Annotated in this window: 19 protein-coding genes and 2 pseudogenes; 9 read left to right on the plus strand and 12 right to left on the minus strand. The window is 35.4% G+C overall.

Annotated features, from left to right (window positions below; genetic code table 11):
- The first annotated feature begins 1 nt into the window (after position 1).
- Genes recO through panB form a run of 3 tightly spaced genes read left to right on the plus strand, consistent with a single transcriptional unit; the run spans position 2 to position 2,441 of the window.
- Positions 2 to 748 carry a DNA repair protein RecO gene (gene recO / locus BJB63x_RS01815; protein WP_078718759.1) on the plus strand — a complete coding sequence of 249 codons (747 nt, stop codon included), beginning with the start codon at positions 2 to 4 and terminating at the stop codon, positions 746 to 748.
- A 19-nt stretch (positions 749 to 767) separates the two neighbouring features.
- The gene (panC, locus tag BJB63x_RS01820; RefSeq protein WP_078718760.1) at positions 768 to 1,613 is read left to right on the plus strand and encodes a pantoate--beta-alanine ligase; all 846 of its coding nucleotides are present in this window, start codon (positions 768 to 770) and stop codon (positions 1,611 to 1,613) included.
- 12 nt (positions 1,614 to 1,625) lie between these two features.
- Positions 1,626 to 2,441: a 3-methyl-2-oxobutanoate hydroxymethyltransferase gene (gene panB, locus BJB63x_RS01825; RefSeq protein ID WP_078718761.1), complete on the plus strand. Its 816-nt coding sequence runs from the start codon at positions 1,626 to 1,628 to the stop codon at positions 2,439 to 2,441.
- A 148-nt stretch (positions 2,442 to 2,589) separates the two neighbouring features.
- Here the strand turns inward: panB and BJB63x_RS01830 are convergent.
- Positions 2,590 to 3,218 (minus strand): annotated as a pseudogene (locus BJB63x_RS01830) (hydrolase).
- The gene (gene ygfZ, locus BJB63x_RS01835; RefSeq protein WP_078718763.1) at positions 3,218 to 4,084 is read right to left on the minus strand and encodes a CAF17-like 4Fe-4S cluster assembly/insertion protein YgfZ; all 867 of its coding nucleotides are present in this window, start codon (positions 4,082 to 4,084) and stop codon (positions 3,218 to 3,220) included. Before ygfZ ends, BJB63x_RS01830 begins: the two are co-directional and overlap by 1 nt.
- A gap of 63 nt (positions 4,085 to 4,147) precedes the next feature.
- On the opposite strand from ygfZ, the gene BJB63x_RS01840 reads away from it, so the two are divergent.
- Positions 4,148 to 5,476 carry a dihydroorotase gene (locus BJB63x_RS01840; protein ID WP_078719516.1) on the plus strand — a complete coding sequence of 443 codons (1,329 nt, stop codon included), beginning with the start codon at positions 4,148 to 4,150 and terminating at the stop codon, positions 5,474 to 5,476.
- Between the two features lie 732 nt (positions 5,477 to 6,208).
- Here BJB63x_RS01840 and BJB63x_RS01845 read toward each other — a convergent pair.
- A complete protein-coding gene (locus BJB63x_RS01845; RefSeq protein ID WP_078718764.1) occupies positions 6,209 to 6,586 on the minus strand; it encodes a TIGR02301 family protein in 378 nt (125 codons plus the stop codon).
- 1,352 nt (positions 6,587 to 7,938) lie between these two features.
- On the opposite strand from BJB63x_RS01845, the gene cysS reads away from it, so the two are divergent.
- The 5 genes and pseudogenes from cysS to BJB63x_RS01870 all read left to right on the plus strand — a co-directional run bounded on the left by cysS (position 7,939) and on the right by BJB63x_RS01870 (position 13,819).
- A complete protein-coding gene (gene cysS, locus BJB63x_RS01850; protein WP_078718765.1) occupies positions 7,939 to 9,447 on the plus strand; it encodes a cysteine--tRNA ligase in 1,509 nt (502 codons plus the stop codon).
- 45 nt (positions 9,448 to 9,492) lie between these two features.
- Positions 9,493 to 10,162, plus strand: a pseudogene (locus BJB63x_RS01855) (DUF421 domain-containing protein).
- Positions 10,163 to 10,298: 136 nt separating this feature from the next.
- The gene (locus BJB63x_RS01860; RefSeq protein WP_078718766.1) at positions 10,299 to 12,179 is read left to right on the plus strand and encodes an ABCB family ABC transporter ATP-binding protein/permease; all 1,881 of its coding nucleotides are present in this window, start codon (positions 10,299 to 10,301) and stop codon (positions 12,177 to 12,179) included.
- 102 nt (positions 12,180 to 12,281) lie between these two features.
- A complete protein-coding gene (locus BJB63x_RS01865; RefSeq protein WP_078718767.1) occupies positions 12,282 to 12,980 on the plus strand; it encodes a phosphatidylserine decarboxylase in 699 nt (232 codons plus the stop codon).
- 8 nt (positions 12,981 to 12,988) lie between these two features.
- A complete protein-coding gene (locus BJB63x_RS01870; RefSeq protein WP_078718768.1) occupies positions 12,989 to 13,819 on the plus strand; it encodes a CDP-alcohol phosphatidyltransferase family protein in 831 nt (276 codons plus the stop codon).
- A gap of 90 nt (positions 13,820 to 13,909) precedes the next feature.
- On the opposite strand, the gene BJB63x_RS01875 is transcribed toward BJB63x_RS01870, so the two are convergent.
- From BJB63x_RS01875 to rpsF, 9 genes are all read right to left on the minus strand, one after another.
- Positions 13,910 to 14,659, minus strand: a complete 750-nt coding sequence (locus tag BJB63x_RS01875; RefSeq protein ID WP_078718769.1) for an SDR family NAD(P)-dependent oxidoreductase — start codon at positions 14,657 to 14,659, stop codon at positions 13,910 to 13,912.
- A 2-nt stretch (positions 14,660 to 14,661) separates the two neighbouring features.
- Positions 14,662 to 16,152 (minus strand): amidophosphoribosyltransferase, encoded by a 1,491-nt coding sequence (gene purF, locus BJB63x_RS01880; RefSeq protein ID WP_078718770.1) that lies wholly within the window; start codon positions 16,150 to 16,152, stop codon positions 14,662 to 14,664.
- A gap of 132 nt (positions 16,153 to 16,284) precedes the next feature.
- Positions 16,285 to 16,824, minus strand: coding sequence for a CvpA family protein (locus BJB63x_RS01885; RefSeq protein ID WP_078718771.1), 540 nt, complete (start codon positions 16,822 to 16,824; stop codon positions 16,285 to 16,287).
- A gap of 125 nt (positions 16,825 to 16,949) precedes the next feature.
- Positions 16,950 to 18,326 carry a DNA repair protein RadA gene (radA, locus tag BJB63x_RS01890; protein ID WP_078718772.1) on the minus strand — a complete coding sequence of 459 codons (1,377 nt, stop codon included), beginning with the start codon at positions 18,324 to 18,326 and terminating at the stop codon, positions 16,950 to 16,952.
- 6 nt (positions 18,327 to 18,332) lie between these two features.
- Positions 18,333 to 19,832 (minus strand): replicative DNA helicase, encoded by a 1,500-nt coding sequence (locus BJB63x_RS01895; RefSeq protein ID WP_078718773.1) that lies wholly within the window; start codon positions 19,830 to 19,832, stop codon positions 18,333 to 18,335.
- 108 nt (positions 19,833 to 19,940) lie between these two features.
- Positions 19,941 to 20,519: a 50S ribosomal protein L9 gene (gene rplI, locus BJB63x_RS01900; RefSeq protein ID WP_078718774.1), complete on the minus strand. Its 579-nt coding sequence runs from the start codon at positions 20,517 to 20,519 to the stop codon at positions 19,941 to 19,943.
- 25 nt (positions 20,520 to 20,544) lie between these two features.
- Positions 20,545 to 21,522: a hypothetical protein gene (locus BJB63x_RS01905; RefSeq protein WP_078718775.1), complete on the minus strand. Its 978-nt coding sequence runs from the start codon at positions 21,520 to 21,522 to the stop codon at positions 20,545 to 20,547.
- Between the two features lie 139 nt (positions 21,523 to 21,661).
- On the minus strand, positions 21,662 to 21,910 hold the full coding sequence (gene rpsR, locus BJB63x_RS01910; RefSeq protein WP_078719517.1) for a 30S ribosomal protein S18: 249 nt from the start codon (positions 21,908 to 21,910) through the stop codon (positions 21,662 to 21,664).
- Positions 21,910 to 22,317: a 30S ribosomal protein S6 gene (rpsF, locus tag BJB63x_RS01915; protein ID WP_078718776.1), complete on the minus strand. Its 408-nt coding sequence runs from the start codon at positions 22,315 to 22,317 to the stop codon at positions 21,910 to 21,912. The genes rpsR and rpsF overlap by 1 nt, the downstream gene beginning before the upstream one ends.
- Between the last annotated feature and the right edge of the window lie 8 nt (positions 22,318 to 22,325).

Genomic DNA, 22,325 nt, shown 5'->3' on the forward strand with positions numbered 1-22,325 from the left:
AATGAAGTGGAAAGAACAAGCTATTATTCTCGGTACACGCCAACATGGTGAAATAAACGTTATTCTTGAAATTATGACGCGTCAGCATGGTCGCCATATGGGAATTGTAAAAGGGGGACGTTCTCGTCGTATGGCTTCTCTTATTCAACCTGGAAATTTTGTTGAAGCTGAATGGTGGGCACGTTTAGATGAACATTTAGGATTATTTAGGCTTGAAGCGCTTGATTTACATGCTTCAAAATTGATAGTTTTACCAGAAGCACTTTATTCCCTTCAATTGATGGCTTCTCATTTACGGCTTCTTCCTGAGCGTGATCCTCATCCTGTTTTGTATGATATGTTATATTTTTTTATGCAAAATTTTGATGATCCATTTATAAATGCTGAATTACTTGTACGTTTTGAGCTTCTATTGCTTGAGGAACTTGGTTTTGGGCTCGATTTGTCTTGTTGTGCTGTAACAGGTCGTCAGGAAAAACTTTATTATGTTTCTCCAAAATCGGGGCGTGCTGTATGTGAAGAAGTAGGACGTCCTTGGAAAGATAAGCTTTTATTTTTACCGCAATTTCTTGTACGAAAAAACATTTGTCCTGCTGATTTTAATGATATAAAGAAGGGATTGATTCTGACAGATTTTTTTTTAACACGCTATGTTTGGGAAGAAAGAGGTGTAAAACAGTCGTATTTGCGTATGAGTTTGATACAATTGTTTGAACGGCGATTTTGTATGAAGGCGTCAACATTTTGATTTTATGAAAGTAAATAGAATGCAAACTTTGCAAACAATTGTTGAGTTGCGTCAATGCCTCAGAGAGGAACGACGTTTAGGATTATCAATTGGTTTCGTGCCTACTATGGGGGCGCTGCATGATGGCCACCTTGCATTGGTGCAACAGGCACGAGCAATGTGTGATCGTGTAGTAGTTTCTATATTTGTTAATCCCAAGCAATTTGGTCGCCATGAGGATTTTAACGTATATCCAAGAGATCTAGAGGGTGATTGCGCTTTATTGAGAGAAGCGAATGTTGAATATGTTTTTGTGCCTTCTGTAGAAGAAATGTGGCCTCTAGGCAATGAGACAATTGTAGAGGTAGAAAAATTGTCGCATATTTTGATAGGGAAATTACGTCCAGGACATTTTTGTGGTGTAACTAGTGTTGTTGCTAAACTTTTTAATATTGTTCAACCAGATAAAGCTTTTTTTGGGGAAAAAGATTTTCAACAGCTTTTGATTATCCGTCGTATGGTTAAAGATTTGGCTTTTCCTATTGAAATTGTCGGTATACCTATTTTACGCGATGCAGATGGAGTTGCTAGTTCTTCACGTAATAAACTTTTGACATTGGAAGATCGCAAAGCTGCAAAGGTTATCCCTGAAAGCCTTGAGGCTGTTAAGAGACTTTATGAGCAAGGTGAACGATCCGTTGATAAATTGTGCGAGGTTGTTCGCTCTGTTTTACAGAAAGAACCACGTGCTATTATTGAATCAATAGATTTACGAGATATGGAAACTTTGTATGTGATTAAAAAGGAATTAAGTACACCTGCAGTTTTATTGCTTACCGTTTGCTTTGGTGAAGTTAGACTTATTGATCAATGTATATTACAATAAAAAGGCTGAAAAATGAGTTTTCATAAAACTATAAAGCGTATTACTGCTTCTGAAATACGTTCGAGAAAGAAACAAGAACCGATTGTTGCTTTAACGGCTTATCAGGCTTATAGCGCCCGAGTTGCTGATTCACATTGTGATTTACTTTTGGTTGGTGATAGCGTTGGTATGGTTGTGTATGGGTTTGATACAACGCTCCCTGTTAGCATAGATATGATGATTTTGCATGGACAAGCGGTTGTGCGTAGCACGAAACGAGCTCTTGTTGTTGTCGATATGCCTTTTGGTTCTTATGAGCAAAGTCCAGAACAAGCTTTTTCTAATGCATCACGTATTATTGCAGAAACAGGATGCGGTGCAGTTAAGCTTGAAGGTGGTGCTTATATGGCGGAAACAATTGGTTTTTTATGCAGTCGTGGCATTCCAGTTATGGGTCATATTGGTCTCACACCACAAGCGGTGAATCGTTTTGGGGGGTTTAAGATGCAAGGACGTAATAAAAGTGATTGGTTACAAATTGAAGCTGATGCTGCAGCAATTGAAGCGGTAGGTGCCTTTTCTGTTGTTGTGGAAGGAGTGGTAGAGCCATTAGCGGTAAAGCTTACAGAGAATCTCTCTATTCCTACTATTGGTATTGGTGCGTCCAATCAGTGTGATGGGCAGATTTTAGTGATGGAAGATATGTTAGGTTATGGTACTTATGTACCTAAATTTGTGCGTCGTTATGGTGTTTTCGAACAGGCGATGGATAAAGCAATTAGCGATTACGCGAATGATGTTAAATCACGGGTTTTTCCAGCTGACTCAGAGGTTTACAAGCTCAAATAAATTGAGTTAAAAAGAAAATTCTACAAAAGGATGAAGTAATTTGTGAAGATATTCATAACGACAGATACAATAGAATCTTAACGCCTCATCAAAGTAATAACAGTATGATAGTAAAAAATTTTATCTTTTTTCAATTATAACGAAAAAATCAGCAGCTAAAATTTGATCTTTGAACATCAATATCGTTAAAACGAATTAGAAAGGAATTTTTAATTTCTTGTGTAGAGCATGGTTGCAAATTGAGTCCATCGGGTAAAATATTATTTGGATGACCAAAATAACGAAGAGCTTCTTCTTTACTAAAACCAGCAAGAGTGGTGGCTTCATAGAAAGCTGCGATGCGATCAACTTGTTTGATTTTTTTAGGATCTTTTGAGATGGATTGACAGGTAGAGAAAAGCGTATGTGAATGATATCTTGTATGCGTTTTTCTACGAGCTCATAATATTTTCCTATAACAGCTTTAAAAGGTGAAATTATATCACCAATAACGTATTCTGGTGCATCGTGAAGAAGAGCAAAGAGACGTTCTTCATTAGAGGACTGTGGAAAAAGTTTCTGAAATATTTGTTCAACCAAAAGTGAATGTTGTGCAACAGAATAAGCATACTCTCCTTTTGTTTGTCCATTCCAACGTGCAACACGAGCAAGACCATGGGCAATATCCTCGATTTCAACATCAAAAGGAGAAGGATTAAGTAAATCAAGCCGTCGACCAGAAAGCATTCTTTGCCATGCACGTGCTGTTCCATCTGATGATAATTCAGTTTTAGCCATTAGTCAGCCTTTATAGAGCTTTCAGAGAAGGTGAAATTCATATTTTCAGCAATACTAATTGTTACAGGAACATTATCTACTGTAAATTGAATATTTTTGTCTATAGCTTCTTTGACATGGTCAATACGCATTAACGCTAAAGCTTCATTTTTGACACATGTTCCCAATTGACTAAGTATTTTTGTCCCTGCTTTAACGGTAGAACCTGAAGTTAAGGGGTGTTGGCTTTTGACTACTAAAAAACGGCGGCGAACTTTACTGCGATGATGTATCCGCGAAATAACTTCCTGCCCAATATAGCATCCCTTGTTGAAAAAAAGTCCATGAATTTGATCATAATTAATATCATGGGGAAAGACTTTACCTATTTCGTAATCTTGATCACTTTCAGCTATTCCATAATGGATACGCATTCGATTCCAATGAGCATTACATTCTGGAGTAAGAAAAGGAATTTTTCCATAGGTTCGTACTACTTTTTCTTTTTTTGGAAATCGCTTATCTATAAAACTTAAATTAAAATTTAAATTATCTAATTCATTTTGCCAAAAAACATTTATAATCTCTTGTAATGGTTGTGTAATTTCTATTTTTTTATGGAGTTTATAAAGAACAAGGCGCTTATGAAAAGCGTCAGCTAAAGAAGTCGCAATATCAATCATATAGTTTTGGTCTATTTTGCCGATGAGAAAATCAGCGATAACCTTCCCTTGTGGTGATAAAAGGGCACCAGGAAAGAGTTCTCGTGAGTTTATTTTTTTTACATCCGTAGTAATAAGAGCCTGCAGGAAATGTGTTGCTTCTTCACCTGTAATTTTAATAATTTTACGGTTTTTTAAATTTATGGCATTTTGTTTTTTAATCATGATTCTTGCCTTTCTGCGCACAGTTGCATAACGATGGAGAGGCGATATACAAGGAGCATGGTTATGTTTAAAACATTTGATACAATTTTTAAAGGCGCGATACTTGTTAATCATGATGGTAGCAGCAAGCGCGATATTGGTGTTGTGAATGGTCGTATTGTTGAAATTGGTGATCTCACACGCGCATCTGGTGGAGAGGTAATCGACTGTACAGGACTTCATATTTTGCCTGGTATAATTGACAGCCAAGTTCATTTTCGTGAGCCAGGTAATGAACACAAGGAGGATCTGGAGAGTGGTTCTCGTTCTGCTGTTTTAGGAGGAGTTACAGCAGTATTTGAAATGCCAAATACCAATCCGTTAACGATATCAGAAGAAGCTTTAAATGATAAGGTTAAACGTGGATTTCATCGGATGCACTGTGATTATGCATTTTGGGTCGGAGCAACACGTGACAATATTTATGAATTGGCAGAATTAGAAAGACTTCCTGGTGTTGCTGGAATTAAAGTATTTATGGGATCATCGACAGGTAATCTTCTGGTAGACGATGATAAAAGTGTACGTCTTATTTTGCAAAATACACGCCGTCGCACAGCTTTTCATTCTGAAGATGAAACACGACTTAAAGAACGTAAAGATATTTATATTACAAAAGACGTATCATCACATCCGGTTTGGCGTGATGAGGCTACGGCTTTACAATGCACACAACGTTTAGTTAAAATTGCACGTGAAACAGGAGCACGTATTCATATATTACATCTTTCTACAGCCGAAGAAGTTGATTTTTTGAAAGATTATAAAGATATAGCAACAGTTGAAGTCACTCAGCATCATTTGACTTTGAGTGCTGATGATTATCAACGGCTTGGTACATTAATTCAGATGAATCCGCCTATTCGCGAAAAACGCCACTGTGAGGGTCTTTGGTACGGAGTTCAGCAGGGTATTATCGATATTTTAGGTTCTGATCATGCTCCTCACACGTTTGAAGAGAAGCATAAGCCTTATCCTTCATCTCCTTCTGGTATAACGGGTGTACAGACAACAGCCGCAATCATGCTTACCCATGTTAATGCAGGAAAGATGTCTCTTGAACGTTTTGTTGATCTTACTTCGCATGGTCCTAATCGCGTTTTTGGTATAAGCTGTAAAGGACGTATTGCTGTTGGATATGATGCTGATTTGACTATTGTTGATCTTAAACGGGAGGAAATTATTAGGAATGCATTAGTTGGTTCACGTGCTGGTTGGACACCTTATGATGGTGAAAAGGTAAAAGGATGGCCAGTAGGGACAATTATCCGGGGTATTCGGGTTATGTGGGAGGGTGAAATTGTTATGCCTTCACAAGGTGAACCTGTTAAATTTGTAGAATCATTATCGTAATACAATTTGCAAACTGATAAATATTATAGCATAATTTTGTAATTTAAAATGTTCAATATAAATAAGTTTTATGCAATGTAATATATTGATTTGTTAGTATTATAGCACTTAGAAAGTTTATGATACGAATAGGATTTTTAAATATGTTTCTGTAAAGCATATTCTTTTTGCTAATTTTTTGGATTTGCTCAATTAAAGCAAATCAACTACGTAGTGATGCTCATATTAGTTGGAAGAAGATTTATGCGGTATTAAATCATTTTTTTAAATTATTTTGGTAAAAATAATAATTATTGGAATGTTACTTTTTCGTTGTAACGATTATGATACACAAGGAAAGTCACTTGAATTGCTTCTTCAGCTAATACATATCTTAATCAGCAGTTATCTAATAAGCCTTCATTTGATGAAGTTGGTGAGATTTGAAAACTTTATTAGTTTAGGATTTTTCAGAAAATTATAAAATATTTTTTTATAGTAGTTATATCTTAATGGTCCTAAGGTCTCCAGATAGAGTATATTTTCTAGTAATGGGAAAACGCTTGGTAAATTTGATAAAGAGGGAGAAAATTTAATCGAAAAATCTAGAGATATGGAGATTATAGAGATCTATAATAAAAAGGTAACAAAAAAGGCATGTTTATCAGAAATAAAATTTCTTATTTCCTATAGGTTAATTTATTTTTTTGTAATTACTTATGTAAATTAAATAAGAGTTTTGTCAGTTTTTTTCTAGTTTTCATTGTTGAAATGCTTAAGTAAATTTGTGGATAAGGCGTTTCCTTCTTTTACATATCTTTGATCTGCTTCGATTGCTGAATCTGTACAACGATGATAATTTTCTGAAAAGGTGCTATAAGCTGCATTAAACGTTTCATACAAATGAGCACGTATTTGTGGTGTTGGTTTTTCTGCTTCAATTAATGCAACCATGTGATCATGCCATTGGTTTGTTGGATGGCTACAAAGATTACGTAGATAGTGCAGAGATCCTAAAATTTCTACTAATCGTAAAAGTTTGATATGATAGGGCGGAAATTGTTGTGCAAAGATTGGTGTTGAAATTAAGAAAAAAAATAGAAAAATGATATTTATCAATACTTTATTCATTATTTTTATTGCTCACTTTTAACGGTATATCTATGAAACTTAATAATAGATAGAGGAGTCTTATCGCCAGCTATATGTTGATAAATATAGTTAAAAAATAGCTCACTCATTCTTATTCGCTATAGATGTACAATAATTAGGGCATGATAGACGATAAGAAAATAGTCATGAAAATATTAAAATTGAGTATTTTAAAGTATTTATTTTTTATTCATGATTCTATCTTTAGGAAAATTTTTTCATTAATAAAAATAGATTATTGTTTTTATCGTAAAATAGATGTCTCTTTGTTGAAATGCAAAAGAAAGTAATTCTGTATTTTATAAAAATGTATATATAGATTTTTATTTTTAAATTACATTTTTATCATTGATATTTGAAAATGGTAATCAATTAATCAATAATGTGTGATAAATTTTCATTCTACGCGACACTTCAGTAAGTGTCGAAAAGAGTTTTATTGCTCGATTTAAGGTGTTTTTCTTTCTAGTTATAATATTGTACTATCTCAATCTATCTTAGTAATTTACGATCGAGAATCTTATCAAGATACATCTTTTAATTTTCCTTTTCGTAATAGTTTTTTGCATGTTGGGGATTTATTCTTTCTTGGGTTGAGCAATTATAAAATTATATAGTTGGCCATTGACGTTCAATACTCATTCATAAACAGTTAAAGAGAAAAAATCTTTTGTTCATACATTTAATTATCGACACGTGATTATACCAGCAAGTGGATTTTTGAATGGAAAATATGATATGAAAAATCGCAACCTTATTTTATTCATTGTAAAAATATGGCGGGCTTATTGGTTTTGCAGGGTTTATGGAAACCTGGAATAGTGCAGGATACAATTGCAATTATTATAATTGGTTATTTGCTTTAATATCTTTATCTGCCATTCATCACCGTATGCTTGTTATAATAAATCGTAATAATGTTATATTGTGCGGTGGTTTGATTGTTTTCGTTAAAAGAGAAGTGATATTATGGATCTTATAATAAGTCTAGTATATGATGATTTTGAATTTTATTCTATTTCAAATAAGGTTAATAAGATAACTTATACATTACCAAATATTTTTAAAAGTTGTATCTTTTCCAAATCAAACAGCTAATTTTTCTAATATTCAAAAAAAATGAACGGTTTGATTTATTTTAATTGTCTGACACAGAGTTAGTATGTTTTTATGAACATTTCTTGCTATTTTTTTATTTTATATATGTGAAAAAATCGATGTTAGAAATCGATACAACAGGGCAATATTTCTTTTTAAACAGTGCTATTAGTGCGATGATATAACATATTTTTTAAGGAATAGCTAAGGAGTATCACTAATGGAGTGTGATGATGGGAAAGTTGCGGTTTTATAATACGCTTACACGAAAGAAAGAGGATTTTACACCGATCGATACTAATAGAGTACGCCTTTATGTTTGCGGTCCAACAGTTTACGATTATGCTCATATTGGTAATGCTCGCTCTGTTATTGTTTTTGATGTTTTATTTCGTTTATTACGTTATATTTACGGTGAGAACCATGTCATATATGCTCGTAATATCACAGATGTGGATGATAAAATAAATGCAAAAGCAGCTCTCCAGTATCCTGATCTAGAACTTAACGATGCTATTCATCAATTAACGGAGTGTACATTTTATCAATTTCAGCAAGATACATTGGCGCTTGGTTGTTTGCCGCCGACCAGTCAACCGCGTGCAACCGATCATTTAGAAGAAATACGGTCTTTGATTGAAAGGCTTCTTGAAAAGGGGTGCGCTTATATAGCAGATAATCATATATTATTTTCTGTCAGCAGTATGGGAGACAACCCTCGTTATGGTGCGTTTGCAAAACGATCAATTGACGAAATGAGGGCAGGAGCACGTATAGATGTGGCTTCTTATAAAAAGGGGGAAATGGATTTTGTTTTATGGAAACCTTCTGCTCAAGGGGAACCTGGCTGGATATCACCAGCAGGAATTTCTATTTTAGGTCGTCCTGGTTGGCATATTGAATGTTCAGCAATGTCAATGGCAAAATTGTTATCTCCTTATGGTGGTGGTTTATTTTGTGAAGATCCGACAGCAAATATTTTTGATATTCATGGTGGTGGTATTGATTTGATTTTTCCTCACCATGAAAATGAAATTGCGCAAAGTTGTTCAGCTTTTGGGATAGAACGGATGGCTAATTTTTGGATGCATAATGGTTTTTTGCAAGTTGAAGGCAAAAAAATGTCTAAAAGTCTTCAGAATTTTATTACTATTCGTTCACTTTTAGAGAATGATTTTTTCGAATTTGCAAATGTCTTAACAGACGAAATAAAACGGATCTGGGCTGGTTTGTCTATACGTTTTTCAATGTTACAAACGCATTATCGAGAACCTTTAAATTGGACAATGCAGCGTTTAGTAAAATCTAGTAGTGAGTTATATCGTTGGTATGAATTGCTTCGTAATGAAAAATGTTGTTTGGATAATAACGAATCTGTTGATTCTTCTTTAATTGAAACATTAAGTAATGATCTTAATACCTCCAATACAATTACTATTTTACGAAAATTTTATAAAGAACAAAATGCTATGGCTCTTGCAAATGGTATGGATTTTCTGGGGTTATTGCGACAAGAATTGGTTAAGGAAAAAGAATGTTCTATTTTCATTAGCGAGATGCATTTTGATTTACAATTTATTGATCAGCGTATTGCTGAAAGGCTTTGTCTTATCCATAATAAGGAGTGGGCAGCTGCGGATAAAATTCGTGATGAGCTTGCAGCAGGGGGGATCTTCTTAAAAGATAGCAAGGATCCGCAGACTGGTGAGCGTATAACCACGTGGGAGACGAAACGACTATAATTCCTATATTCTAGCAGCTTTCATATAATGTGAGGAGAGAATTTGATGGAATTATATAGTTATGGATATATCGCACTTAAACTAGTTGTAGGCCTTGTCGCTTTTTTGTTCATTTTAAGAACAACAGGTCGTGGTAGCCTCAGCCAAATGACACCAATTGATTTGGTGAGCAATTTTGTTATGGGAGGCATTATTGGAGGAGTTATTTATAATTCAAATATTAATATTATCCAATTGTTGTTTGTTTTATTTATTTGGCAAATCTTAATCACATTTTTTAATTCTCTTGCAAGATATTCAGTGTTTTTTCATCGGCTTATTGCAGGAGGAAATGTCAAACTTGTTGTAAATGGTGTATTTCAGCTCGATGAGATTAAGCGTTTAGGGATCTGTGTGAATGATCTGGTTACAATTGTTAAGTATTAAAGGGTGTAGTTTATATGAAGCAGGCTTTGTTCGATTAGAAACAAATGGTGATTTCTCTGTTGTTAAAAAAGAAGAGAGTAAAAAGTCTGTCATTTTAGTAACAAATGAGGAAATACTCGAAGAAAATCTTAAAGAGATTGGTAAAACAAAGAAATGGCTTAAGGCAGAGTTGAAAGAGAAAAATGTAAAAGTTGAAGATTTATTTGCTGCAGAATGGTATGAAAATACAGATAAAAACAATAAATTTTATAGTGGATTATTTCTTGTTCCTTTTCCAAAAACAGTTTAATTTTAGATATCGTTGTATTTATTGTGTAGTTTAATAGCGGTAAACAAGAGGTATGAATATGATCTATGAAAGAGTAATATAGGTATAGGCATTGTTGTTGTGCGTATTAAATGGGTAGTAAAGAAGTAAAGACTTTATGAAACAAAATAGAATCGTAAAAACTGTGTCAGCGGCTTCAGGTCAAACCCTACGCACACTTTATAATTTATGGCCTTATATGTGGCCATCAGATCGATCTGATCTCAAAATGCGCGTTGTATGGGCGGTATTTTACCTTATTTTAGCAAAGCTGATTCTCATATCCGTTCCATATTTTTTTAAATATGCTACGAATACACTTGATATGAGTCTTAATTTACCAGGGCTCCCATCTACTTGGGCGGTTCCTATCATATTAGTTTTAGCCTATAATGTTGCGCGTATTACTCAGGCTGGGTTTAACCAATTGCGCGATTCTCTTTTTGCGACCGTTGGACAATACGCTATTCGGCAATTAGCATATAAGACTTTTGTTCATCTTCACGGATTATCTTTACGTTTCCATTTGGAACGGCAAACCGGTGGTCTCTCTCGCATTATTGAACGTGGTACAAAGGGAATCGAGGCAATTGTTCGATTTTCGATTCTTAATACAATGCCAACCTTTGTAGAATTTATTCTAACAGCATTTATTGTTTATATAAATTATGGATGGTATTATTTTTTTGTAATTGTGATAACAGTTGGTTTGTATATCTGGTTTACGATTAAGGCCAGTGACTGGCGCATTAATATTCGGAAAGAGATGAATACGGCCGATACAGAAGCAAATACGCGTGCAGTTGATTCTTTATTGAATTTTGAAACAGTTAAATATTTTTGTAATGAAACTTTAGAAGCGAGTCGATTTGATGCTTCTATGGCCGGTTATGAAAAGACTGCGGTGAAGATTTGGACTTCTTTAAGCTGGCTTAATTTTGGTCAAGCCCTCATTTTTGGTATTGGGATGACAATTCTTATGTTAATGTCAGCTTACGAAGTAGCTCACGCGATGCAAACTTTAGGAGATTTCGTTTTTATTAATGCGCTTTTAATACAGCTATCTATTCCATTAAATTTTATTGGCTCAATTTATCGTGAAGTTCGGCAGGGTTTAACTGATATTGAAGCGATGTTTGATCTTTTGGATGTTCCGCAAGAAGTTATTGATAAACCGAATGCTAAACCGCTTGTGGTGAACCATGGTACTATCCGGTTTAATCAAGTGAAATTTTCATATGATTCAGCTCGTCCAATTCTCAAAGATGTTGATTTTGAAGTACCTGGGGGTAAAACAGTTGCGATTGTTGGACCTTCAGGTGCTGGTAAATCAACTATTTCTCGATTACTTTTTCGGTTTTACGATGTTAATGAGGGTTCAATAACTATAGATGGACAGGATATTCGTGATGTCACTCAAAAAAGTTTACGTGAAGTAATTGGCATGGTGCCACAAGATACAGTTTTATTTAATGATACAATTGCATATAATATTTATTATGGACGTCCAAATGCTACAGATGCAGAGATGCGCAAAGCTGCTAAAATGGCTCAGATATTGAAATTCATAGAGATGCTTCCAGAGGAGTTTCAATCCCTAGTTGGTGAACGTGGTCTTAAATTATCTGGTGGTGAAAAACAACGCTTGGCTATTGCACGAGCACTTTTAAAAGAGCCACCGCTTCTTATTTTAGATGAAGCAACTGCAGCTCTTGATACAACGACAGAGCAGGAAATTCAACAGGCATTGAATATTGTAAGTCGCGGACGTACAACTTTGATTATTGCCCATCGTCTTTCAACTGTGGTTAGTGCAGATGAGATATTGGTGCTCAAAAATGGTCGTATTATTGAAAAAGGGACACATGCTGATCTTTTATGTAAAAAAGGTTTATATGCATCAATGTGGAATAAGCAACTTGAGGCTTCACAAGCTGAAGAGAAATTACGAAAAATGCGTGAGGAGGGTGAATTAGGTGTTGTTAATCGTGGTAGATAGATTACATAAAATGATAGCCGAGTGTATGCATAGTAATTGATTAAATATACAATAGGGGGAAGAAAAGTATTTATTAGTTATTAAATATGAATAGGAAATTATATGACTATTGCACAATCTATCCAAAATGGTTTTGTCCCAATTCATAAAGAGGGTTATCCATTTATTGTAATATTTTTTGTCATTTCACTCATTTTAGGTTTAATCTGGAGTCCATTATTTTGGTGCGGTCTTGTTCTGACAATGTGGTGTATATATTTTTTCCGCGATCCAGAACGAGTGATTCCCATAAATTCGAATTGGGTTCTTTCTCCTGCTGATGGTCGTATTTCTTTTGTTGAGCCATATATTCCGCCTGCAGAGCTGGAATTGGGCGATCAAGAAATGGTACGTGTTTCTATATTTATGAATATTTTTTCATGTCATATCAATCGTGTTCCTATAAGTGGTACGATAGAGTCTATCGTTTATCATCCAGGTAAATTTTCTAATGCTGAATTTGATAAAGCTAGCCAATTTAATGAATTTAATGGAATGGTGATTGACAGTGAACATGGTAAAATTGGTGTTGTGCAGATAGCAGGATTGATTGCACGTCGGATTGTTTGTTGGCAAAAAAAAGATGATTTAATTGTTTCTGGGCAGCGCTTTGGGCTAATACGTTTTGGTTCTCGTCTTGATGTTTATATACCAGCTAATGTAAAATTACGTGTTGCAGTTGGTCAGGTAGTAATTGCTGGAGAAACAGTTTTAGGTTCTTTTGGTGATGATCCTGCTGTAAATGACTTTAGGCTTGATTAGGATGAGGTATGAAAAATTCTTCACCGTTTTCTTCGTTTGAATCTGAAAGAAAAAACGATAATGTTATGCATCGGCGGCGTTCACCTATACCTATGCGGTATATTATTCCTAATATTATCACTATTTTAGCAATTTGTGCGGGAATGAATGGTATTCGTTTAGCTTTTGAGAATTGCTATGAGTCAGCTATTTTGGTATTACTTTTGGCAGCAATTTTAGATGGAGCTGATGGTCGTGTTGCTCGTTTGATGGATGGTACTTCGTCTTTTGGGGCACAGATGGATTCACTTGCTGACGTTATTAATTTTGGTGTTACTCCTGCTCTTGTTGTTTATTCCTTTATTCTGACACAGGCTCATCAGGTAGGTTGGGTGGCAGCACTTGTTTATTGTGTTGCTTGTTGTTTGCGGTTAGCTCGTTTTAATGTGATGTTAGAGGATGCTGATATACCAGAGTGGCAGAAAAATTATTTTATTGGTATCCCTGCACCAGCAGGTGCGCTAATGCTTTTATTACCTATTTATTTAGGAGGGATAGGTTTAGTCCCTAATTGGGGATGGGCATTGTTCTTTAGTTTTTATACTTTAGTTATTGCTTTTCTCTTGGTAAGTCGTTTACCAGTATGGAGTGGAAAAACAATAGGTCATAATTTGAGGCGCGATATTGTAATACCTTGTATGTTGGCGATTGTTATTTATGTTGGTTTTCTAGCTACTTATATGTGGTATACTTTATTAATAACAGTTATTTGTTATATGGCTTTTCTTCCTTACAGTGCTTGGATTTATAATAAAAGGGCTGCTTTAGAAGGAAAAACAAAAAACATTATAGATAGCTAATTAACAACCGGATAGTTTTATAGTTAGTTGTAAAAAAGGAGAATGTCTGCTCTGAAAGACTTCAATGAGTTATGTAGAGGCAGATTACGGTTAATCAGGAAGATGATAGTTCATGAATCGTTTTTGATGAACATCAAAAAGCCTTCCTGTTTCTTTTAAATTAGGGGATAAGAGATGGGTTATTTCTGCTGCGACTTCTTTTGGAGAAGGTAAGGTTTGAGGATCTTCTCGGGGCATAGCTTGTGCGCGCATTGCAGTGCGTGTTGCACCTGGGTTAACACAATTAACTTTAATAGATGTTTGTTTGAGTTCTTCTGCCCAGCAGCGAGCAAGAAGTTCTAAAGCAGCTTTAGAAGCTGCATAAGGTCCCCAGAAAGCACGTGCATAATGAGCAACACTTGATGACAGAAAAACAGCACGTCCAGCGTCAGATTTGCGCAATAAAGGTTCAACTGCTTTCATTAAGCGCCATTGACTGGTGAGATTTATTTTTAAAATGTCTTCAAACATTATATTTTCGGTATGAGCTATTGGTGAAAGTGTTCCTAAGATTGCGGCGTTTGCAACTAAAATATCAAGTTTCTTCCAACGTTCATCAATTGATATATTTAATGCATCAATAACTTCCATATTATGCAAGTCAATTGGCACTAACGTTGCGGAAGCGCCTTTTTTTCTAATTTCGTTATCAAGTGCCGTCAAACCATTCATTGTGCGTGCAAGCGCAATAATATGGGCGCCACGTGCTGCTAGTTCTAATGCTAGATAATAACCAATTCCTCTAGAAGCACCTGTGACAAGTGCAACACATCCATTGAGATTAAAATCAGATTTTATCATTATTAATTTCTTGTTTTCAGGACAGGTAATTTATGAACTGTTGGAGTACTTTTTCGGTCAGTGAGATGTGTAGGATAATGACCTGTGAAATAATGATCAGTGAATTGTGGATGAGAATTATTCCGCTTTTCCCCTATAACAGCAAGATATAGACCGTCAGTTGAAAGAAAGTCTAATGAATCAGCACCGATAAAATTGCACATAGATTGCAGATCTGGATATTGATTAGCTAAAAGTTTTTCAATTGCAGGTGTATCGATACCGTAAAAATCAGGATATAAAATCATTGGGCTGGAAACGCGCATATGAACTTCTTTTGCTCCTGCACTGCGGAGCATTCTTACAATTTTTGTGGATGTTGTACCACGTACAATTGAGTCATCAATTAAAATAACACGTTTTCCTTCAATAATAGAACGGTTTGCAGAATGTTTTAATTTAACACCAAAAGCACGAATTTGTTGGGTTGGCTCGATAAAAGTACGACCAACATAATGATTACGAATAATGCCTAACTCAAAAGGAATTCCAATTTCTTGTGCATAGCCAATTGCTGCAGGTGTACCTCCATCAGGAACAGGAACAACAACATCACCATCACAAGGTGCTTCCCGTGCTAAATGTATACCCATATTTTTTCGGACTACGTAGACACTTCGCCCTCCGACGATTGAATCAGGACGAGCAAAATAGACATATTCAAAAAGACAAAGTCTTTCTGGTTTTTCTATTTCTGGTTTGATAATTTCTGTAGTGATTTGACCGTCTTTTTGTATTTCGCATATGATGATTTCACCATTTTTAACATCACGAATATATTTTGCTCCAATAATATCAAGAGCACAGGTTTCTGAACAAAAGATTGGTTTACCATCAAGCTCACCCATAACAAGCGGTCTAATACCTGTTGGGTCACGTGCAGCAATAAGTTTAGTACGTGTTAACGCCAACATAGCATATCCGCCTTCTAATTGGCGAATGGCATCGACAAAGCGATCAGATGATGATTCATGGCGTGAGCGGGCAATAATATGGAGAAAGACTTCAGAATCTGACGTTGATTGGCAGATAGCACCAGAGGCAATTAATTCACGGCGTAATGTAAGACCATTTGTTAGATTGCCGTTATGAGCAATAGCAATACCTCCAGCGTTTAATTCTGCGAAAAGAGGTTGTACATTGCGTAATGCTACTTCACCTGTTGTTGAATAACGAGTGTGCCCAATAGCACGATCTCCTGGCAGACGGGCTAATGTTGCAGAATCTGTGTAATGATCACCCACAAGCCCTAAATGTTTTTCTTGGTGAAATATCTTGTTATGATAAGAAACAATTCCTGCAGCTTCTTGTCCTCGATGTTGTAATGCATGTAATCCAAGAGCTGTTAATGTTGCCGCCTCTTCATGTCCAAGGATACCAAATACTCCACATTCTTCATGAAGCGTATCACCATCTAATGAAAATTCCTGACAAGAGATGTTGATTTTTGTCATGATATTCTTTCAATTATGACGTATGAAATAACTAATATCATACACCCCATATTATTTAAAGCTCATTCTTAATAAAAACTATTTCTTATTCTGTGAATGATAGCGTCGTTAATTGTTCTAATAATATTAGTTTTAATTGTTTGTAGTGTCATCTTTTTTAAAGAATTTTTCTATTGTTTCAAATGTATAATCGAGATCTTTTGGCATCATTTCCGCTATTTTTTTACTTAGTGAATCTAATATAGGTTTTGTTCTTGCATTTTTTAGCCAATCAGATTGTTGTTCAGGTTTTATAAGTGCATTAATGAGCAATACACTGATGACAGTAATCAATAAGCCACGGAATGCTCCAAAAATAAACCCAATAGTGCGATCAATTGCACCAATTCGACTATCAATAATAAAATCGGCAATTTTCATTGTGATAATAGAAGTAACGATAAGAACAATGATAAAAATCATGAAAAATGTGACAACCAATGCTATCATTTTATTAGAGAGATATTGTTCAGTGAAGGGTAATATAAGTTTAAATGAAAAAAATGTTGCAACAGCTGCAATTATCCAAGAAATGAATGATAGCACTTCACGTGAGAAACCCCGAAGCATGGCTAGAAAAGAAGAAAATAAGATAACTACTACGACAATACCGTCTAGAATTGTTACATTCATTTATTGATTCCTTATATATAATATATACGTTGCATTTTTTTAGTTATGTCCACTTTCTGTGTTTATATCAAGAATCTTTTGCGTTTTATAGAATTTTCTCTTTAATTATTTTTTTGTGGTACAGATCATTTTTTCCCTGAAGCAATAGCGGAAATCAATTCAGGAAGATCAGACAATGCATGTTGTTGAAAGCATTGTGATTTTATTATTTCGATTGCTCCTGTAGGTTGAAACGCTCCTTGAAAACCTAGTTTTTGAGCTTCTTTAACGCGTTGTCCTGAATGTGTAACGGCACGGATTGCCCCTGAGAGGCTGACTTCACCAAAATATACATAATGAGTCGGAAGAGGGATGTTTGCAAGAGAAGATACTAAAGCTGCTGCAACTGCTAAATCAGCTGCAGGTTCTGATATTCGATAACCACCTGCAACATTAAGATAAACATCATGTTGTCCAAAACGTACACCACAATGAGCTTCTAATACGGCTAGAATCATTGAAAGACGATTGCTATCCCATCCCACGACGGCACGTCGTGGTGTACCAAGTGAAGAGGGAGCAACAAGGGCTTGAATTTCCACTAATATAGGGCGTGTACCTTCCATTCCTGCAAAAACGGCAGTTCCTGGTGCTTTTTCATTACGTTCACTTAAGAATAGTTCAGATGGATTCGAAACTTCCCGTAATCCTTTATCAGACATTTCAAAAACACCAATTTCATCTGTTGGTCCGAAGCGATTTTTTATAGTTCTTAAAACCCGATAATGTCGTCCACCTTCACCTTCAAAATAAAGAACACCATCAACCATATGTTCAACAACACGAGGTCCGGCAATTTGTCCATCTTTTGTGACTTGACCAACGAGAATAACAGCGACTCCTGTATTTTTTGCAAATCGGATCATTGCTTGAGCACTGATGCGAACTTGTGTTACAGTTCCAGGTGCTGAATCTGCTATATCCGACCATAAAGTTTGAATAGAATCAACGATAACCATATCAAGTTTTTTATGAGTATTTAAGGTTGCAAGAATATCTTCAACATTAGTTTCAGCAGCGAGTTGAACCGCTTTGTTTGTTGCTTCAAGCCTCTTTGCACGTAAGCGAATTTGTGCAATAGCTTCTTCACCTGAAACGTAGATAACGTTATATCCTTTTTGTGATAAGTTAGCTGCTGTTTGTGTTAGCAATGTTGATTTTCCAATACCGGGATCGCCGGCAATAAGTAATGCTGACCCACGAACAAAGCCACCACCGGTGACACGATCAAGTTCAGCAATGCCAGAATGAATTCGCGGAGCATCTTCAATATCTTCAGAAAGAGATGTAAGTACAACTATATGACCTTTACGAATATTTTTAGGAGGACCACTACCTACACCACTATTCATATTCTCTTCGGCAAGAGAATTCCATTCTCCACAGGAATGACATTTTCCAGTCCAGCGCGAATGGACAGTACCACAATTTTGGCAAATAAATTGAAGACGATTGCGTACCATAATGGTTTAACCATATTGTTCTGGAAGATAATTACTGTCTGCCAGATCACTGAAGCGTGTAAAATCAGCTTGGAAAGAAAGTTTGACTATACCTGTTGGTCCGTGGCGTTGCTTGGCCACGATAATATCAGCTTTCCCAAAAACTTCATCCATTGATGCTTGCCATTTTAAATGTTCTGGACCTCCTATCTTAGGTTCCTCATTTTTGAGATAATACTCTTCACGATATACAAAAATAACAACGTCAGCATCTTGCTCAATTGAACCAGATTCACGTAAGTCTGATAGTTGTGGACGTTTATCTGTTCGATTTTCAACTTGGCGCGAAAGTTGTGAAAGAGCAATAATGGGAACATTCAGTTCTTTAGCTAAGGTCTTGAGACCTGTAGTGATTTCTGTAATTTCTTGAACACGGCTTTCAGATGAACGTCTTGAATTGCTTGTCATTAATTGTATATAGTCAATAATCAATACATCTAAACCGTGTTGTCGCTTGAGACGACGTGCACGTGCAGCCAATTGAGTTAGCGATATACCACCAGTTTGGTCGATGTAAAGTGGGACTTTTTGTAGACGGTTCATTATGCGTAATAATTTTGCAAATTGCTCTTCTGAAATATTACCACGACGGATATCAGAAGAAGAGACCTCTGTTTGCTCAGAAATAATACGTGTCGCAAGTTGTTCTGATGACATTTCAAGCGAAAAAAATCCGACAATTCCTCCTTCATTTTCTTGCGATGAGACTTTTTTTGCATCACAATTATAAGTATTGGCAATATTGAAAGCAATATTGGTAGCAAGAGAGGTTTTGCCCATACCAGGACGTCCAGCAATGATAATTAAATCAGATGGCTGTAATCCTCCCATTTGTTCATCAAGTTTTTTTATGTGGGTAGCGATCCCTGATAATCGTGAAGATCTTTTTTTTGCAGCTCCCGCCATATCAATAGCTTTTTTGACAGCTTCGTCAAAACTCTCAAATCCACCACCATATTTCCCTTTTTCTGCCAGCTGAAATAAATCACGTTCGATTCTTTCAATTTGTTGAACTGGTGCAAACTCTACAGGGGCATCAAATGCTGTATTGACAACTTCGTTTCCAAGATTAATCAAGGAACGTCGGATGAAAAGATCATAAATTACTCGTCCATAGTCTTCAGCATTAATAATTGTTACTGCTTCTTTAGCCAAACGAACAACATAATTAAATACGGTAATATCTCCAATTTTTTCTTCAGCTGGAATAAAAGATTTGATAGTAACAGGAGTGGCTAATTTTCCTTTTTTGATAATTTGCGATAAAATTTCAAAGAGTTTTTGATGCAATTGTTGGAAAAAATGTTCTGGTTTTAAAAAATCTGATACGCGATCAAGTGCATCGTTGTTAATAAGAATAGCGCCAAGAAGTGCTTGTTCAGCTTCAATATTATGCGGCATTTGCCGAAAAGAGATGGGTTCTTCTTTTTGCTGAGAGATGGGATTAAAGATGTCAGTTTTTTCCATAACAATCTTCCTATTAAAAATATTCAGCAAAGAGGCTAAATATTATTATGATATATAAATCTTAATGGGAAAAAAGAAAAAACAAATAGCCAAAGAAGTAGATATTCATTAACTTTGGCTTTCTTCATCAGGATTTTTTTCTTTATGATTGTCAGTTTTTTTTGTTAATGGTTTCTCTGGAGCATCGTATATCGCCTCAATAGAAGTGAGATTTTCACCTTCCGCTTGACGCTGCGCTTCATTAGTTGAACGTGCGATATTAATTGTTACGGAAACCTGAACTTCGGGGTGTAAGTTAATAGGAATCGTATGAAGACCGATAGTTTTAATTGGGTGATTAAGCTCAACTTGATTACGTCCAATAAAAAAGCCGCTCTCTGTTATAATATCGGCAATATTACGTGTTGATACGGAGCCGTAAAGCTGTCCTGTTTCACCAGCTGAACGTATAATAGTAAACGATTGTCTATCAAGTTTTTCGGCAACTTTTTGAGCTTCATTTTTACGTTCAAGATTATGTGCCTCAATCTGTGCACGCTGTGTTTCAAAATGCTTTTTGTTAGCTTCGTTAGCACGTAAAGCCTTGCCTTTAGGTAATAGAAAATTACGTGCATAGCCGTTTTTGACTGAGACAATATCACCAATCTGACCAAGATGAGTGATGCGTTCAAGCAAAATAATATTCATAGTTTTTTCCTTTCGAATAAATCAATTAGTAAGATTTGCGTGATTGGCTATTATATTGAATAGTTGCCCAAATACCCATAAGCAGAAGCATAAAAGAAATAGGCACAGTAAAAATAACAGTTAAAATAGCAATATAAACGAGAGATAATATTATTATTCGACCGCTTATTTCTTTTGTAATATTATGGAGATATGCTAAACCACTAACCGATATGGTCAATATATAGGCGGTAGTAAAAACATTTGCACTCAAATTAAATATAAAACTAATTTCAATCATTGAAGCTATAGAAGCGACAATAAAAATAATGAGCGCAAAAATCGGAAGACGGAAATTTTGTTTCCAATCATCATAAGGTCTTCTCAGCCATTTTATATGGCGCGCTATTGTCATTGAAAAGTAGAGATTAGCAATAAAAAAAATTAAACTATAAACAGTTAATGCTACTGCTATTAAAGTTGCTGTATGTGTTGTTAAAAGTTCACTAAAAGCAAAGATATCAGTTTCTTTTATAGATTGCGATTGTCGCATAGTTTGCACTATGTTTTCAGTAATTCGCTTTGCAATAATAGGGGCAGCTGGATGATTTTGAACATAAATTCCAATAAGAGTTGATATACAAGCAATAAAGTTAGTTAAAAGAAAAATGACTGATGATAATGGATACCATATCAATGAATTTTCTTCTTTTATTGGTTGTGCAAGCCCAAGGAGCCAGGAAGCATAAGCAGAAGGAAGAAAAAACAACAACAAAAAACCAAAACCAATATAAATATTATTGATTATGGAAAGAATAAAAGTAGCACTAATTAAAGCGAAAAAACTAGATAACGTACCATATCTGAATGCGGAAAAAAAGATTGGAAGTGAAATAAAACAACCAAAGAAAAGAGAACAATAAGGAATGACATTTGATATGCTGATAATTGCCATTCCTATGACAGCAGTAAATAATCCTGCTAAAATACCAATTATCGCTTTATAAGAATAAGAATTTTCCATTGATTGCTGTCCTGCTTTTTGCAGTTAGGGGTATATAATACCCCAACTTTGGATATTATAATTAAAATGTTTTGTTAAAACATCAAGGAAAAATAATAAATGGCCAGAATTTATTCTGGCTACTCAAAAATTTAAAAACTTATTTGACAACGTATGGAAGTAAGCCAAGAAAACGGGCACGTTTAATAGCATTAGTTAACTCACGTTGTTTTTTTTGACTAACGGCTGTAATGCGCGAAGGAACAATTTTGCCACGTTCTGAAATATAACGCTGTAACAGCTTAATATCTTTATAATCAATTTTAGGAGCATTTACCCCTGAAAATGGACATGTTTTACGACGGTGATGAAAAGGACGACGTACTGAAGTTTGATTAATGTCAGTCATCATTCTGTTCCTTCTATTGGATTTTCACGTTGGTGACGCAGATTTTGAACCTTCTCTTCATTTTTACCAGGGAAGTCATCACGATTAAAGGATGAAACTGTAGTAGATTGCTCTTTTTCATGTTTTTCTACGCGGATAGTCATATAACGCAAGATGTCTTCATTAATACGCATTTGGCGTTCAAGTTCAGAAATTGCTGCGGCTGGAGCATCAATATTCACCAATACGTAATAAGCTTTACGATTTTTGCGAATTCGGTAAGCAAGAGAACGAAGACCCCAATTCTCTATACGCCCAACTTTACCACCCTGTGCTTCGATAACACCTTTATAAATTTCTAAAAGCTCATCAATTCGCTGCGGTGCAATATCCTGTCGGGCAAGGAAAATGTGTTCATAAAGAGCCATTAATTTTG

The organism is Bartonella sp. JB63 (assembly GCF_002022665.1).
Taxonomy (GTDB): domain Bacteria; phylum Pseudomonadota; class Alphaproteobacteria; order Rhizobiales; family Rhizobiaceae; genus Bartonella.